General features: G+C 70.2%; 19 protein-coding genes. 6 read left to right on the top strand and 13 right to left on the bottom strand.

What is annotated here, in order from left to right:
* Positions 1-15: 15 nt before the first annotated feature.
* Positions 16-465 carry a hypothetical protein gene (locus tag ABFX55_RS41840; protein WP_346129016.1) on the bottom strand — a complete coding sequence of 150 codons (450 nt, stop codon included), beginning with the start codon at positions 463-465 and terminating at the stop codon, positions 16-18.
* 18 nt (positions 466-483) lie between these two features.
* Positions 484-1,317, bottom strand: a complete 834-nt coding sequence (locus tag ABFX55_RS41835; RefSeq protein WP_346129014.1) for an amidohydrolase family protein — start codon at positions 1,315-1,317, stop codon at positions 484-486.
* A gap of 144 nt (positions 1,318-1,461) precedes the next feature.
* Between ABFX55_RS41835 and ABFX55_RS41830 the strand changes: the two genes are divergently transcribed.
* Positions 1,462-2,562, top strand: a complete 1,101-nt coding sequence (locus tag ABFX55_RS41830; protein ID WP_346129012.1) for a scabin-related ADP-ribosyltransferase — start codon at positions 1,462-1,464, stop codon at positions 2,560-2,562.
* Positions 2,559-3,122 (top strand): type VII secretion system-associated protein, encoded by a 564-nt coding sequence (locus ABFX55_RS41825; protein WP_346129010.1) that lies wholly within the window; start codon positions 2,559-2,561, stop codon positions 3,120-3,122. Before ABFX55_RS41830 ends, ABFX55_RS41825 begins: the two co-directional genes overlap by 4 nt.
* Positions 3,123-3,216: 94 nt before the next feature.
* Here the strand turns inward: ABFX55_RS41825 and ABFX55_RS41820 are convergent, their stop codons facing one another.
* From ABFX55_RS41820 to ABFX55_RS41775, 10 genes are all read right to left on the bottom strand, one after another.
* Entirely contained in the window at positions 3,217-3,558 is a 342-nt protein-coding gene (locus tag ABFX55_RS41820; protein ID WP_346129008.1) for a hypothetical protein, read from the bottom strand.
* Entirely contained in the window at positions 3,555-3,959 is a 405-nt protein-coding gene (locus ABFX55_RS41815; RefSeq protein WP_346131405.1) for a YbaB/EbfC family nucleoid-associated protein, read from the bottom strand. The genes ABFX55_RS41820 and ABFX55_RS41815 overlap by 4 nt, the downstream gene beginning before the upstream one ends.
* 54 nt (positions 3,960-4,013) lie before the next feature.
* The gene (locus ABFX55_RS50165; protein ID WP_487047407.1) at positions 4,014-4,556 is read right to left on the bottom strand and encodes an SCO6045 C-terminal-like domain-containing protein; all 543 of its coding nucleotides are present in this window, start codon (positions 4,554-4,556) and stop codon (positions 4,014-4,016) included.
* Positions 4,553-5,386 carry an MbnB/TglH/ChrH family RiPP precursor modification enzyme gene (locus ABFX55_RS41805; RefSeq protein ID WP_346129005.1) on the bottom strand — a complete coding sequence of 278 codons (834 nt, stop codon included), beginning with the start codon at positions 5,384-5,386 and terminating at the stop codon, positions 4,553-4,555. The genes ABFX55_RS50165 and ABFX55_RS41805 overlap by 4 nt, the downstream gene beginning before the upstream one ends.
* Before the next feature lie 4 nt (positions 5,387-5,390).
* Positions 5,391-6,368 (bottom strand): TIGR04222 domain-containing membrane protein, encoded by a 978-nt coding sequence (locus ABFX55_RS41800; protein WP_346129004.1) that lies wholly within the window; start codon positions 6,366-6,368, stop codon positions 5,391-5,393.
* Between the two features lie 174 nt (positions 6,369-6,542).
* Complete coding sequence (locus ABFX55_RS41795) at positions 6,543-8,333, bottom strand: phosphoenolpyruvate carboxykinase (GTP) (RefSeq protein WP_346129002.1); 1,791 nt, start codon at positions 8,331-8,333, stop codon at positions 6,543-6,545.
* Positions 8,334-8,523: 190 nt separating this feature from the next.
* The gene (locus ABFX55_RS41790) at positions 8,524-9,090 is read right to left on the bottom strand and encodes a hypothetical protein (RefSeq protein ID WP_346129001.1); all 567 of its coding nucleotides are present in this window, start codon (positions 9,088-9,090) and stop codon (positions 8,524-8,526) included.
* A 62-nt stretch (positions 9,091-9,152) separates the two neighbouring features.
* The gene (locus tag ABFX55_RS41785; RefSeq protein ID WP_346128999.1) at positions 9,153-10,409 is read right to left on the bottom strand and encodes a C40 family peptidase; all 1,257 of its coding nucleotides are present in this window, start codon (positions 10,407-10,409) and stop codon (positions 9,153-9,155) included.
* 11 nt (positions 10,410-10,420) lie between these two features.
* Positions 10,421-10,921 carry a transcription elongation factor GreA gene (gene greA / locus ABFX55_RS41780; protein ID WP_183655289.1) on the bottom strand — a complete coding sequence of 167 codons (501 nt, stop codon included), beginning with the start codon at positions 10,919-10,921 and terminating at the stop codon, positions 10,421-10,423.
* 100 nt (positions 10,922-11,021) lie between these two features.
* A complete protein-coding gene (locus tag ABFX55_RS41775; protein ID WP_346128997.1) occupies positions 11,022-11,438 on the bottom strand; it encodes a DUF4307 domain-containing protein in 417 nt (138 codons plus the stop codon).
* A 135-nt stretch (positions 11,439-11,573) separates the two neighbouring features.
* On the opposite strand from ABFX55_RS41775, the gene mca reads away from it, so the two are divergent.
* The 3 genes from mca to ABFX55_RS41760 are packed head-to-tail and all read left to right on the top strand — an operon-like array spanning position 11,574 to position 12,898.
* The gene (mca, locus tag ABFX55_RS41770; RefSeq protein ID WP_346128995.1) at positions 11,574-12,458 is read left to right on the top strand and encodes a mycothiol conjugate amidase Mca; all 885 of its coding nucleotides are present in this window, start codon (positions 11,574-11,576) and stop codon (positions 12,456-12,458) included.
* Between the two features lie 33 nt (positions 12,459-12,491).
* On the top strand, positions 12,492-12,623 hold the full coding sequence (locus ABFX55_RS41765; protein ID WP_281388192.1) for a hypothetical protein: 132 nt from the start codon (positions 12,492-12,494) through the stop codon (positions 12,621-12,623).
* Positions 12,620-12,898, top strand: coding sequence for a GNAT family N-acetyltransferase (locus tag ABFX55_RS41760; protein ID WP_346128993.1), 279 nt, complete (start codon positions 12,620-12,622; stop codon positions 12,896-12,898). Before ABFX55_RS41765 ends, ABFX55_RS41760 begins: the two co-directional genes overlap by 4 nt.
* Before the next feature lie 93 nt (positions 12,899-12,991).
* Here the strand turns inward: ABFX55_RS41760 and ABFX55_RS41755 are convergent, their stop codons facing one another.
* On the bottom strand, positions 12,992-14,137 hold the full coding sequence (locus tag ABFX55_RS41755) for a hypothetical protein (protein ID WP_346128991.1): 1,146 nt from the start codon (positions 14,135-14,137) through the stop codon (positions 12,992-12,994).
* A gap of 94 nt (positions 14,138-14,231) precedes the next feature.
* Here ABFX55_RS41755 and ABFX55_RS41750 point away from each other — a divergent pair.
* Positions 14,232-14,383 (top strand): DUF255 domain-containing protein (locus ABFX55_RS41750; RefSeq protein WP_346131403.1); only part of this gene is annotated, 152 nt, incomplete at its 3' end.

The following is a 14,383-nucleotide window of genomic DNA, read 5'->3' as shown; positions in this document are numbered from 1 at the left end:
ACGAAGGCGGCCAACTCACCGGAGGTGAGGACCGCGCGCATCCCGATGCCGGAGGGTCCCCATGCCTCCATGATACGCCCTTCTGGTCACCCGCCACTCGCCCCTGCCGTCCTGGGCGGGCACCCAGACAGGGATGGTCCTCAGCTGGCAGCGGAGCTCGCCCCCTCCGACGACATCGGACCTGGTGCGGTAGCGGAAGGCGAACAGCTCGCCGTCGGGCTCGTTCGCGGGGAACCTGTCGTCGGGGTCCGGCCACAGCCGGGCCTGCCCCCGCCCCGACCTGGCCGCCCCGACCCCGCGGGCCAGGCGCGCCAGGAACCACCCGCACCGCTCACCCACGACGCCGTACGGCGTGCCGTCGCGATGGAGCGCCAGGGTGACCTCGTACGGCATGCCGGCACTGTCCGTGCAGGCGATGGGCGTGACGGTCAGATACGAGCCGTCGACGCAACGTAGTCCCCCCATGCCCAGAGCGTTTCCGCCCTAAATCTTGCTAAACCCATAAAAACGGGCAGCATTGCCACCGAGCACCTTGCTGCGATCCGTGGCACCAAGAAGTGCGCTGTAAACCGTGAAGACGGTCTGGTAGTCGGCCGCCAGCAGCAGAACCGGCCAGTCGCTGCCGAACATCAGCCGGTCGGCGCCGAACACCTCGACCGCGTGCTCGACGTAGGGACGCAGGTCCTCCACCGTCCAGTGCTCATGGTCCGCCTCGGTGACCAGTCCCGACACCTTGGCGTGGACGTTGGGCAGCTCGGCCGCGGCCCGCAGCCCCGCGGCCCACGGCTCCAGCTCACCGGCGGCGATCCTGGGCTTGGACAGGTGGTCGACGACCACCTGGAGCGAGGGATGGCGCTCGGCGATGGTCACCACGTGCTCCAGATGCCTGGGCAGGAGCGACACCACGTCGAACGGCACGCCCGCCTCCGCGAGCAGTCCCAGCCCTTCCAGCACGGAGTCCCTGACCAGCCAGTCAGGGTCAGGCTCGGTGTGGATGAGGTGACGCACCCCCACAAACTTCGGATGTCTCCGGTAGCGGTCGAGGGCGTGCGCGGCTTCGTCCGGCCGGTCGAGCGGCACCCAGCCGACGACACCGGCGATGAAGTCGTGGGCCTCGGCGTGGGCCAGCATCGCGTCGGTCTCCCAGAAGGAGTCGTCCGCCTGGACCACCACGGTCCTGTCGACGCCCGCGGCGGCCAGCTCGGGAGCCAGGTCCTCGGGGCCGAACGTCCTGTAGAGCGCAGGAAGGTCGGGCGTGGGCCAGGTGTAGTCGCCGGTCTCGAGGTTCCAGAAGTGTTGGTGCGCGTCGACAATCACGCCGCAAACCTAGGATCTCTACCCGGGACGGGGCAAGCCGTCCCGGCGTCCGCCCCCGCGGGACGCCCGGCGGAAAGGATCGCCCCCTCACCCCGTTCCTGCGCGAATCCCCCTACAGTGATCGCCTCGGATGTGTGATCACGTGTGGACACCCGCAGCGAGGAGGACGTCATGGGGCTGCAGCCGCCGCCCGAGCTCGCCATGCTGGCCAACATCGTCTTCTCGTGGCCGCTGGTCGACGAGGTCCTGCTGCACGAGGCCGGGTCCCGGTGGATCTCCTTCGCGGTGACGGCGGCGCGCGTCTCCGCGACCGCCACCACGCACGCCGCCAGGACCGTCACCCGCAACGACGGCGAGGGGGTCAGGGCGTTCGGCGGGGACTGGCAGGACACCTCGGACCGTTCCGGCGACGCGATCTCCGCCGCGCTGCTCATCGGCGGCGCGCTGCAGCTCTCAGCCATGATCGTGCTCGCCATGAAGGTGGCGCTGCTCCTCGTCCTTTTGCGGGTCGCCCTGAACCTGGCGCGGCTGGCCGCGGCCTCGGGACCCACGGCGGGCGCCTCGCTCGCCGCCGTCCCCGCGGTCGTGGGCGGCGGCAGGACCGCCTCGCGGGAGATCGTCCGTAAGCAGGTCGACCTGATGGAACGCAGCGCCCTGCGTCTGTTCCAGCGCGCCTCAGGGCTGCTGCGCAAACCGCCCGACAAGGTGGGGGCCGCCGCGATCCCGCCAGGCAAGCGCCCGCCGACCCCCGTGCGCGACCCCGACAACTATCTCGAGGCCGCGGCCGACAAGAGCGTGGACGTCAAGAGCATCACGCCGTATCCCATCTGGCGCCGTGATCGCGAGCCGCTCTACCGGGCCTCGGACCGGTCTCCTGACACGATCTTCGAGCAGGGCCTCCATCCGCGCGACCCGTCGATGACCAACCTGTCCGACTACGTGCTCAAAAGCAGGCCTTCCGCCTTCGTCGGAACCAGCACCCGCACGGACATCGACAACGCGTTCCCTCGCGGCCACGTCTACGAGGTCGACGCCCCCGGCGGGATCGACGTCCAGGAGACCTTACGGGGCGCCACCCACCTGTCCCACGAGCGCGAGATCGCCTTCCCCGGAGGCGTGCACCGAAGGTACATCTCCGGCGCCTGGCCGCGGGGAGCACCCAGGACGCCTGAGCACTTCATCCCCAACCCGCACTACGACCCCTACCCCGGCCATCCGGGGTTGTCGTCAGGAGGATCGTCGTGAACGCCACCCCGCCGCGCCCGCCACCGGTCACCGACGATCTGCGGCGGCAGGCGCGGCAGAGCCCTGGCACCTGGCTGTACGCGGTCGATCCGTTCTTCGACCCCAACGGCGAGGTCCCGCCCTACGGAGTCGTCGGCGCCTGGCAGGTCGACGAGCGCGGCGAGATCAGCGGCGAGTTCCGCCACAACCCCGGCTACCGTCCCTCGCCGGTGGCGCTGGACCATCCCGAGCCGACCGACCCGTTCGACCGCGCCGCGCAACTGGCCTCGACCGGCTACGCCGACGGCCGCGACCTCGTCCCGCTGCTGCTGGAGGCGGAGGTGATCGTGGCCGCGGGCCCCGGCGGCGGGGTGCCGGTGTTCGACACGGGCGAGGGCAGGGCGGCGTTCGCCTACACGGCCATGGCCCACCTGCCGGACGCCCTGCCGGACGGCGCCACGGACTGGCAGCGCCTGCGCGGTCGTGACCTCGTGGCGCTCCTGCCGCAGGACACCGGCGTCGCCGTCAACCTCGAGGGACCCGCGGGCGTCCTCCTGGCTGCCGACGAGCTTCGCCGCTGACCGGCACCAGGGCCGGTTTCCCCCTGGCCGACCCGCACCGGCGGGCTTGCCCTGCCGACCGGCTCCTGACGGGCTTCCCACCGGGAGCCGGTCGTCACAGCCGCTCGATGGCCCGCCTGAGCCGTACGGCGTCCTCACCGCTGCGCTGCTCCGCGTGCCGGTAGTTCGCCTCCATGACACGCACGTCGTCCCCCGAGGTCACCTGCCGCTCCCCCAGCGCCTCGAACACCTCCAGCGCCTTCCTGGTGACCGCGAGGTAGCCGGCCTTGACCATGCTCTCGACATCCTCGCCCCAGGGATCGCCCTCACCCTCGAGATGGGCGCGCAACGCCCCCACCGCCTCCAGCCAGGTCGTGCCGGTCTCGCCCAGCCCCGCGCCGGTGCCGCGCAGGTCAGCACGGGAGATGTCCATCCCCTCGCCGAGATTTTCGCTCACCGCTCCTCCAGCCGCCGCACGACCAGCTCGACCCCGTCGGCGAACTCGTCCAGCTGCCGCATCACGTCGGCGTGCACGCCGCCCAGCGTCTCGGCGAGCGCCCGCGGATCGGACGGCCCGGACGCCTCCAGCCCCGGCATGCCCGCCCGCAGGTCGTCCAGCGCCGCGTTGACCGCCACGAGGATCTCGCGTGCGAGGTCCTCCGACGCCATCCGCATGACGCGTGGGTCGAGGCGCAGCTCACGCAGCCGCCCGTCCTGCCCTGCCACCACGCGCACCTGGCCGTCCGCCGCCTCGCCGTCGCCCCGGAGGGCGATGTCCTCGCGCGGCTCCGCCGTCCGGCCGAGCGCCTGGACGACCTCTGCCAGCATCTCGCCGATGCGCTGCCCGTTCTCGTGCATGGTCACCTTTATCTCACCTCGCCCCCTCGCCCCCTCGCCCCCTCGCACCCCACCTCAGCGTGAGCGCAGCCGGCGAGGGAGCAGCCGCCGCCACGCGCGCGACGGAGGCTCGGTGGAGGACTGCGGGGACGGCTCGGCCAGGCGGCCCCTGGCCCGCAGCCAGGCGGCGAAGTCGTCGGCGTCGGCCCGGTAGCCGGGTGGAGGGGCCGAGCGGGCCCCGGCGTAGGCGGCGAACTCGGTGGCCAGATCCTTACCCGCCGCGGCTGCCGCGTCGGGGCGGAGTCTGGCCACGATCGCGCGCCGCTTGGCGAGCAGGCTGCGGGCCTGGGCGGCCAGCCGTGCCGGGTCGAAGCCAGGGGGCGGCTCGGCGCCGTTCACCAGCGCGGCGACGACCCGCGCCTGTGCCTGCTCGAGCCGTTCCCTGATCTGCCCGTCGCCGCCCTGGCCCTCTCCCGCCTGGCCCTCCCTCGATTGGCTCTCTCGCCCCTGGCTCTCTGGCGCTCCGCTCCCTGGCGCCCGGCTCCCTGGCGCCCGGCTCCCTGGCGCCCGGCTCCCTGGCGCCCGGCTTCCTGGCGCCCGGCTTCCTGGAGGGCTCATGGGCGGTCGGCGGTGGTCATGGCGGCGCGGATCCTGCCGAGCTCCCCCGCCAGGGCCGCGTCGCTCGGGTAGGCGTCGTCCCACTCCAGCAGGACGCCCGGGGGTTCGACGCGGGCGCACAGCTCCGACAGCAGCTCGAGAACCGCCTCCGGCACGCTCTCCTGATGCGTGTCGTGCCAGATGCCGTCGTGCAGGTGACCGCCCGCGACGTGCACGTAGGCCAGCGAGGCGAGCGGGAGCGCGTCCAGCGCCCCGACCGCCGACAGGCCGAGGTTCACCTGGTTGGTGTAGAGGTTGGCGACGTCCACGAGCAGCTGGACTCCGGTCCTGTCGACGAGTTCGGCGAGGAACTGGGCCTCGGTCAGCTCGTCCTCGGGCCAGCCGAAGATCGCCGCCACGTTCTCCAGCGCCAGGGGGACGGGAAGGGCGTCCTGGGCGCGTCTGATGTTGTCCGCGACCACCTCGAGCATCTCCCTGGTGCGCGGCACGGGCAGCAGGTGGCCCGCCTCCATCCCGCCCGCCCTGACGAACGCCAGGTGCTCGCTGACCAGCGGCGAGTCCAGCTCCTGCGCGCAGGAGGCCAGGTGCGCCAGGCGCGCGGGATCGGGAGGGGCCGCGTCGCCGAGACCGAGGCCGACACCGTGCGGGATCACCGGCACGCCCCTGCCCCGTAGCACCCGCAGCGACTCGGGCAGCCGTCCTGGCCTGATGTTCTCGGCGACGACCTCGACGAAGTCGACGTCGGGAAGGCGTTCGACGGTCAGGTCGATCTCGGGACGCCAGCCGAGGCCCACCCCCAGCTTCCCGCTCTCGGGCGAAGGCCGCTGCACCCGGTCACCCGCCGCCGCAGCCGCCGCCGCACCCACCGCCGCCGCCGCAGCCAGAACCGCCTCCTCCGCCGCCCGACGAGCAGGAGGAGGACGAGCCGAAGTCGGCGCCGCCGTAACTGCTGTCCGATCCCGAGCCGCCGCCGCAGGAACCTCCCGCGCAGGCGCCTGAGGAGGTCGCGTGGGTCTCGTCCTCGTCGCTCTGCAGTTCCTGCTGCATGGTGGGGTCGCCGAGCTCACCCAGGCCGTACAGGGCGACGGGCACGGCCATCGCGAAGGCCATCTGGGGCGCGTACGGCATCGCGGCACCCCGCACGTGCGTCTGCTGCGCCCTGAGCAGCTCGGCCTGGCCCGCGGTGCTGAGGACGTTGGCGAGGGCGCGGCGGTGCTTGCGGGCCGCCGCCAGCCCGCTGATCGCGAGGATGGTGGAGATGATCACCGTGCCGACTCCCAGCGGCCACGCGGGCATCGCGCCCGTGAACATCAGGACCGCCGCGACCGGCACAAGGGCGCCCGACAGGTAGGCGAGCGCCGAGAGCCGGTTCAGGCGCGACCTGACCGGCACCAGCGAACCGTCCGGCACGAGCAGGCCGACGCTCGTGAGGTGATGGCGCAGGTCCTCCATCACGGGCCCGGTCCCGACGTCGTGGCGGACCACACCGGCCGAGACGCCGCCCGGCCTGGCCCTGACCACGTCGAGGACGGCCCGCTCGACGGGATCGGGCGAGGAGGCCGACGCGACGTGGTGGAGCGTGCCGCCGCGCGACACCCGCAGCGCGCCCGCCTTGGCCATGATCGCGATGGCGGTGTTCACCACCCGCCGGGGGCCTCCCGCGAGGTAGGCCAGCTCGTAGTGGCCGAGTTCGCCGGGGGACGCGTTGGCCGCGACCGAGCGGACCCTGCGGTGCTCACGCTTGAGGGCCGAGGAAGCGCCGCTGACGGCGGCGATCAGGACCAGCGAGACGACGATGAGGAGGAGATCCATGTACTGCCTCCCTGAGGGGAAGGAGGACGATGCCCCGTGTACCAAGTAGACGCTCGGCGCCAGGGGGAAGTTTCCCCCACAGGGGACCTTCTCAGGAAGTTCACCTTCTCGGGAAGCCCGCCTTCTCAGGAAGACCGGCCATGCCGGAGACGCGCACCCGGCATGGCCGTCAGGTCACAGCCGGTCGAGCAGCGCGTTGTACTCGCTCCACAGCTCCTTGGGCAGGTGGTCGCCGAACTTCTCGAAGTGGGCGGGGATCAACGCCGCCTCCTCACGCCAGACCTCGCGGTCGACGGTGAGCAGCGTGCGCAGGTCCTCCTCCGGCAGGTCGAGGCCGTCGGTGTCGAGCGTCCTCGGCAGCAGCCCGATCGGCGTGGGCACGGCCTCGGCCTCGCCGTTCAGGCGCTCGACGATCCACTTGAGCACGCGGCTGTTCTCGCCGAAGCCCGGCCAGATGAAGCGGCCCGCGTCGTCCTTGCGGAACCAGTTGACGTAGTAGATGCGCGGCGGCTTGGCGCCTTCGCGCCTGCCCATCGCCAGCCAGTGTCCGAAGTAGTCGCCCATGTTGTAGCCGCAGAAGGGCAGCATGGCGAACGGGTCGTAGCGCAGCTCGCCGACCTTGCCCTCGGCGGCGGCGGTCTTCTCGGAGGCGACGTTGGCTCCGAGGAAGACGCCGTGCTGCCAGCTCAGCGACTCCGTGACCAGCGGAACCGCGGTGGCGCGGCGCCCGCCGAACAGGATGGCCGAGATGGGCACGCCCTTGGGGTCCTGCCATTCCGGCGCGATGGTCGGCGCCTGGGAGGCGGGGGTGGTGAAGCGGGCGTTCGGGTGCGCGGCGGGCTCGTCGGAGCCTGGCGTCCACGAACGGCCCTTCCAGTCGGTGAGGTGCGCGGGCGGCTCGTCGGTGAGACCCTCCCACCACACGTCGCCGTCGTCGGTGAGGGCGACGTTGGTGAAGATGCTGTTGCCCCAGAGCGTCTTGACCGCGTTGGCGTTGGTGGTCTCGCCGGTGCCCGGCGCGACACCGAAGAAGCCGGCCTCCGGGTTGATGGCGTAGAGCCTGCCGTCCGCGCCGTAGCGCATCCAGGCGATGTCGTCGCCGATCGTCTCGACCTTCCAGCCGGGAATGGTCGGCTGCAGCATGGCGAGGTTGGTCTTGCCGCAGGCGCTCGGGAAGGCGGCGGCGACGTAGCGCGTCTCGCCCTCGGGCGGCGTCAGCTTCAGGATGAGCATGTGCTCGGCCAGCCAGCCCTCGTCGCGCGCCATCACGCTGGCGATGCGCAGCGCGTAGCACTTCTTGCCCAGCAGCGCGTTGCCGCCGTAGCCCGAGCCGTACGACCAGATCTCACGGGTCTCGGGGAAGTGGCTGATGTACTTGGTGGAGCTGCACGGCCACGGCACGTCCTGCCGGCCCTCGGCCAGGGGCGCGCCGACGGAGTGGACCGCCTTGACGAAGTCACCGCGTCGCTCGATGAGGCGCAGCGCCTCCTCCCCCATACGCGTCATGATCCGCATGGACACGGCGACGTACGGCGAGTCGGTGATCTCGACGCCGAGCTGGGAGATCTCCCCGCCCAGCGGACCCATGCAGAACGGCACGACGTACATCGTGCGTCCGCGCATGCAGCCCTTGAACAGCTCGCCGAAGGTCTGGCGCATCTCGGCGGGCGCGATCCAGTTGTTCGTCGGGCCCGCGTCCTCCTCGCGCTCGGAGCAGATGAACGTGCGGTCCTCGACCCTCGCGACGTCGCTCGGGTCGGACTTGGCGTAGAAGCTGTTGGGCCGCTTCGCCAGGCGGGTGAAGGTGCCCTGGTCGACGAGCAGGTTCGTCAGGCGCGTCCATTCGGCCTCTGAGCCGTCGCACCACTCGATCCGCGCGGGTTGCGTCAGGGCGGCGATCTCGTTCACCCAGTCGACCAATTTCTGGTTGGTCGTCGGGGTGGGTACTTCCACGGAAAGGGACACGGCGGTGGCTCCTCCACTCTTTTCTGGGCCACGTCATCATTAACGACTAATGCCGACAAAGGCGAATTGGAGTAGACCTTTGCGCAGGCTGTGGCCTTGATGGAGGGGGTCCCTACCCACCGAGAAGCGATTTAAAGAATGCAATTGGTCCAGACCAGAATGAAAGGTCTACACCAATTCGGCGATTGGTTCAGTCCATTCCCCTGGGACCCGCTGCCCGCACCCTGTCGACGTGCTGCAAAGCGTCGCGCAACTCGGCCAGCCAGGTGTCGGTGTGCTTGCCGACCAGCCGTACGCACCAGGCGAGAGCGTCGCTGCGGCTACGGGCCACACCCGCGGCCACCAAAGTGTCGAGGACCTGTCGCTCGGGCTGCCGCAGGCGGGTCATGACGGGGACCGACAGTGTGGTGAACATCACCGTCTCGCCGCCGCACGTGACGCCCCACGAGACCTTCCTGCGGAACTTCCGCTCGGCCTCGGAGGCGATCTCGATGCGCTGCTCCCTGGTCTCCTCACGGAAGCGCCCGATCATGCCTTCGATCATGGCGGCGCGTTCGACGTCCGACTCGGCGCGTTCATGGTCGCGCCCCTCGCCCTCTTCTCCCGAGCCCCTGCGCCCGGCCGGCTCGGGGAGCACCCCTACGACCGCGATCTCCTCGCGGTCGAGGACGACGGTGAGCGGGCCCTCGAACCAGCTCTCGGGGAGGCGCCCTGTGAACCATCCGCGGAGCTGGGTGACTGCTTCGTCAGTATCCATGTAATGAGAATTACACATCAACGAGACAAGAGCCAGCCCCGATCGTCCTGCTGGAGATCCGTCTAGCGGACGCGCGCGGCCACGGCCGGGCTGACCCGCACGATGCCCGCCAGATTGCGCGTGCTGAGCGGGGAGATCTTCACCACGTCACCCGTGCGGGGCGCCTGGAGCACCTTGCCGTTGCCCCAGTAGATCGCCACATGGGAGATGTAGCCAGGGTTGGTGGGATCGCTCCGCCAGAAGACCAGGTCGCCCGGCTGCACCTGCGACAGCGGCACCTGCGGCCCCGTCACCCACTGCTGGTGGGTGACGCGCGGCATGCGCACCCCCGCCCGGGCGAAGGCCCACTGCACCAGCCCCGAGCAGTCGAAGGTGTCGGGCCCCTCGGCGCCCCACACGTACGGCCTGCCCAGCTTGCCGGCCGCGGCCTGCAGCGCCGTGGTCAGCTGGGGGACCGTCATGAACGAGCCCGAGCTCCACTGCGCGACCTTCTTCGGCGCGGCCAGCACCGGATTGATCGCCGCGACCTGCGTGCCCTTCGGCAGCACCCGCAGCAGCGCCCTCCGCAGGGCGGCGGTGTCGACCTTGGGGGCGCTCACCACGATCGCGTTGTTCTGCGGGAAGCCGAGCGAGCGGGCCTTGTCCCTGGAGAGCACCGCGTCGACCGCGCCCATGCCCATGGTCGCGTAGGCGCCGATCCTGAGCTGACCGCCGGGTCCTGGAACGCTACGGCCGAGCGTGAGCCCTCCGTCGTTGCCGAGCACGAACGAGACCGCGACGTCGCCGCCGGCCACGTTGGCCCACAGGCCGTCGGACGAGGCGGTCACCTTGGGGGTGTAGGACCTGAAGCTGGAGGGATCGACGCCGAGCGTCTGCACGCGCTTGCCGTCGATCGTGACCGAGGCGGCGTCGGCGAGTTCGACCGCCCTGATGCCCTTGATCTTGACGACCTTCTCCATCGTGGCGCGCCGCAGCGGCTTGCGCGTCACCACGAACACGCTCGGCTCGTGGAGCTTGTCGAGCGGCCGCACCGGCGGCGCGATCTCGCTCCTGGCCGCGAGGTTCTCCTGCGGCGCGAGCTTCCTGGCCGTCACGGTGTTCGTGTCGGCGCCCGGGTCGTCGGACGAGAACTCCCCGAGTAACGCCAGGTCCGCGGCGATCACCAGGGCCAGCGTCACGGAGATGTAGGGGATGAGCCTGCTGCGCAGCGCCCTCCTGCGCCCGCGCTTGCGGCCGCCGTTCACGAGGAAGGAGAGGTCCTGCCTGATGCCGCCTGGCGCATGCGGAAAATCCGCCGGGCCAGGGGCCCGGCGGATCATCTCTTCGGGAGTCAGTTGCCGATGTACGGCACGGCCTCGAGGATCTCGACCGTGTTCTGACGGCCGTTGGGCATGGCGTAGGTCGCCTTCTCCCCGATCTTCTTGCCGTTGATGGCGGCACCGAGAGGGGACTTGGGCGAGTAGACGTCGATCGGCGCGCCGGTCTCCTCGCGGGAGGCCAGCAGGAAGGTGACCTCGTCGTCGTCACCCTCGAAGCGGATCGTGACGGTCATGCCGGGGCCGACCACGCCCTCGGTCTTGGGGGCTTCGCCGACCTTGGCGCTGTCAAGGAGCTGACGGAGGTGGAAGATGCGGGCTTCCATCTTGCCCTGCTCATCCTTGGCCGCGTGGTAGCCGCCGTTCTCCTTCAGGTCGCCCTCCTCGCGAGCGGCCTCGATCTTCTTGGCGATGTCAACGCGACCCGGGCCAGAGAGGTAGTCGTACTCCTCCTTGAGGCGGTCATACGCCTCCTGAGTCAGCCAGGTGACGTTCTCATCGCGAGAGTCGGCCACGGGTTCTCCTTGCTTCCTTAGGGGGCCCTGAGTTCACTTGGGTTGGCGAATTGCGAAAGACTAACAACCTTACCGCTTGAGCGCTTCCCCAAATGTCTCACTATACGAGATAGCAGGCCTGGATGTGGACTGACGAGGCCTGGGCACTGGTGTCCAGGCGCTCCTTCAGTCGGATATACCCCTCACCAGCGGGAATCTTTACTTCCTTGCTGCCGACTTCTACATGGTTGGCGTCGGTGGCCCTCAGCCTGCACACCACGCCCTTGCCGGCGGGCCTGGAGATCTCGAAGGTGATACCCGCGGAGTCGGGTCTGCTCGCGTCGAAGGCGACGACCTGCTGCGGAACCGTGGCCTGTCCTGTGGCGGTCCACATCACGTAGCCCCAGCCGCCCGCCACGATCGCCACCAGGATCGCGATCACGACGTGGACGACGAACCTGCCCTGCCGTTCGGGACGGTCGCTGAAGTCGTCCGGTGTGCCGAGAACGGGCCCGTTCTCGACATCTCTGGTGGCCATGACGGAATCTCCCTGCACTCCCCGGTGTTGTCCGAGACAATTGTCGCCTGTCGGGGGTCCGCCCCCGCGACCGCCCAAGAGAAGTAAACCTCTTGTGGCGAGTGAACCGGTCCGAACTGAGGAGACAGCGAGCCAGTGAGCGCACCGCTGAGGCTGATGGCCGTCCATGCACACCCGGATGACGAGTCGAGCAAGGGCGCCGCGACGATGGCCCGTTACGTCGCGGAGGGCGTCGAGGTCCTGGTCTGCACCCTCACGGGCGGTGAACGGGGCTCCGTGCTCAACCCGAAGATGGACCGGCCCGAGATCGTCGAGAACATCGGCGAGGTGCGGCGCAAGGAAATGGATCGCGCGCGCGAGATCCTGGGTGTCCAGCAGCGCTTCCTCGGCTTCGTCGACTCGGGGCTGCCGGAGAGCGAGGAGGAGGAGCTGCCCGAGGGCTGCTTCGCCCTGCAGCCGCTCGAGATCGCCTCGGCGCCGCTCGTGGCGGCCGTGCGTGAGTTCAGGCCGCACGTCATCCTCACCTACGACGACGACGGCGGCTACCCGCACCCCGACCACATCATGACCAACAGGGTCTCGGTCGAGGCCTTCGACGCCGCGGGCGACCCCGACCGCTACCCGGGCACAGGCGACCCCTGGCAGCCGCTGAAGCTCTACTACCAGATGGGCTTCACCAAGGAGCGGTTCGAGGCGCTGCACGAGGCGATGAACGAGCGCGGCATGGGCTCGCCCTACGCCGACTGGATCGCCAGATGGGAGGACAGGCCGCAGAAGTGGCCCGTCACCACCAAGGTGCCGTGCGGCGACTACTTCGCCACCCGCGACGAGGCGCTGATGGCGCACGCCACGCAGGTCGACCCCGACGGGTTCTGGTTCGTGTGCCCGAGGGATCTGCAGCAGGAGATCTGGCCGACCGAGGACTACCACCTGGCCAGGTCGCTCGTCGACACCGAGCTTCCCGAGGACGACCTGTTCGCGGGCATACACGCCGAGGAGACCGCGGCCGCCTGCAAGTAAGCTGGAGCCGTGACGTACTTCGCCATAGGTGACGTGAGCCCTGGAATCCTGGGCTTCACCGTCGTGGCCCTCATGGGATTCGCGCTGTTCCTTCTCATCAAGTCGATGAACAAGCAGATCTCCAAGATCGAGGTTCCCCACGAGGCCGACCTGGACAAGAAGTGAAAATTCTGGATAACTCGGCGGAAAGCCGGTTCGAGATCCATGTCGATGGACAGCTCGCCGGGTTCGCCGAGTACAAGCTCCTGCCCTCCACGATCGTCTTCACCCACACCGAGGTGAAGCCCGAGTTCGAGGGGCAGGGGCTGGCCGGACAGCTGGTGGCCCACGCCCTCGGCGCCAGCAGGGACACCGGGCTGAAGGTGCGCCCGCTGTGTCCCTACGTGGCCAGGTACATCAGCCGTCACCCCGAGTACAAGGACCTGCTCGAGGAAGAGTGACCGTCCGTCAGGCCTCCACGCCGGTGACGTCACGCGTCCCGGTCTGCGTGACCGTTCTCGGAGAGCCCTCAGAGCGGACGCCGCGGTAGTTGTTCAGTCGCCGGGCGACCAGGCTCGCTCCAGCGCCTGCGGCAGGCCCCACCAGCCCAGCGGGGTGAGCACGTCGTCCTCGTCGACGATGCCGAGGTAGGCCCACAGCGCGGCCACGTGCGTGAAGAGGGTCTCGGTGGTGTCGAGGTCGTCGGGGTCGTCCATGTCGACCGTGATGTCCTCGGACTCGGCGATGAGCCTGGCGATGCGCTCGGGCGAGGCGAGCACGCCGGGGCCCAGCCTGGCCAGCGCCGCCACCGCTGCCAGCCAGTCGGCGTGGTGGATGGCGCACAGGGCGGCGAGGACCGCCTCCTCGTGGCTGAGCTCCTCGTCGAGCTCGTCGTCCTCCTCGCCGCCGTCGTCGTCGAGGTCGGAGATGGGGCCCGCGATGCCCGCGACGACGGCCAGCCACAGCTCACGGTCGTCGTCGGGGATGAGGCCGCCCTCGAACCCCGCGCAGGCCCGCAGCACGTTGCCCGGGTAGCCGGGGAAGGCGAGCATCTCGCGCAGCCTCGCGGCGGCCAGTCGCAGGTCGGCGTCGGGCAGTTCAGGTCGTTGGGGCAGCTCGGAGAGGATCCGCCGCAGCTCGGCGAGCGCGTAGGCCTCCTCTTCGTCCCATGCGGCGAACAGCTCCTCGTCCTGCTCGTCGCCCACCACCGCGCTCGGCACCCTGCCGTCGGGCAGCGGCGTGTTGAGCCAGCGCTCCTGCAGCTCCTCGTAGGCGGTGCGGGCCGCCGTGTCGCCCCTGGCCAGGAGGTCGGGGTCGATCTCGCCCGCCTGGATGCGCTCCTCCAGGTAGGTGACGAACCTGGCGTGCATCTCCTCGGCGACGGGGCCTCGCTCGTCCTCCTCCGGCCAGACGAAGTAGCTGGGCGTGAGCAGGATCGGCTCGCTGCCCGTCGCCTCCAGCCAGCGCTGCACCTCGCCGACGGTGGCCTTGCCCGACTCGATCGCGCTGAGCGTGCTCCTCGCGGTCTCCCAGAAGGTGACCGACAGCGGGTTGCCCACGGCCAGCATGGCTCTGCGCAGGTCGGGCATGGCCACGAGGGCCACGCCCGAGGGTACGGCCAGCAGCGCGCGCGCCACGTCCCTGCGGGTCAGTCCGGTGGCGGGGCGCCCCGCGTGAGCGCTCACGAAGTCAAGGTCCACGTTCGGTAACCTACGCCCCGACGTGCCCATGAGTCGAAGAAGCAGCCCTTCGCGCGGCCTCCGGCCCCCGTCTCGCGCGTGAGAGGCTGGAGACATGAACAGGCTGCAGCACGCCACCAGCCCCTACCTCCAGCAGCACGCCGCCAACCCGGTCGACTGGTTCGAGTGGGGCGAGGAGGCGTTCGAGGAGGCCAGGCGGCGCGACGTGCCGCTGCTGATCTCGGTGGGCTACTCGGCCTGCCACTG

Source organism: Nonomuraea roseola, assembly GCF_039535395.1.
Classification (GTDB): domain Bacteria; phylum Actinomycetota; class Actinomycetes; order Streptosporangiales; family Streptosporangiaceae; genus Nonomuraea; species Nonomuraea roseola.
Note: the sequence above shows the minus strand (reverse complement) of the source record. Positions and strands in the feature narration are given on the sequence as shown.

Excerpts from the sequence above, each read along its gene's own strand:
- ABFX55_RS41775 (WP_346128997.1), bottom strand. The coding sequence starts at position 11,438 with ATGGCCACCAGAGATGTCGAGAACGGGCCCGTTCTCGGCACACCGGAC.
- ABFX55_RS50165 (WP_487047407.1), bottom strand. The coding sequence starts at position 4,556 with ATGAGCCCTCCAGGAAGCCGGGCGCCAGGAAGCCGGGCGCCAGGGAGC.
- ABFX55_RS41800 (WP_346129004.1), bottom strand. The coding sequence starts at position 6,368 with ATGGATCTCCTCCTCATCGTCGTCTCGCTGGTCCTGATCGCCGCCGTC.
- ABFX55_RS41815 (WP_346131405.1), bottom strand. The coding sequence starts at position 3,959 with ATGCACGAGAACGGGCAGCGCATCGGCGAGATGCTGGCAGAGGTCGTC.
- ABFX55_RS41840 (WP_346129016.1), bottom strand. The coding sequence starts at position 465 with ATGGGGGGACTACGTTGCGTCGACGGCTCGTATCTGACCGTCACGCCC.
- ABFX55_RS41785 (WP_346128999.1), bottom strand. The coding sequence starts at position 10,409 with ATGATCCGCCGGGCCCCTGGCCCGGCGGATTTTCCGCATGCGCCAGGC.
- ABFX55_RS41790 (WP_346129001.1), bottom strand. The coding sequence starts at position 9,090 with ATGGATACTGACGAAGCAGTCACCCAGCTCCGCGGATGGTTCACAGGG.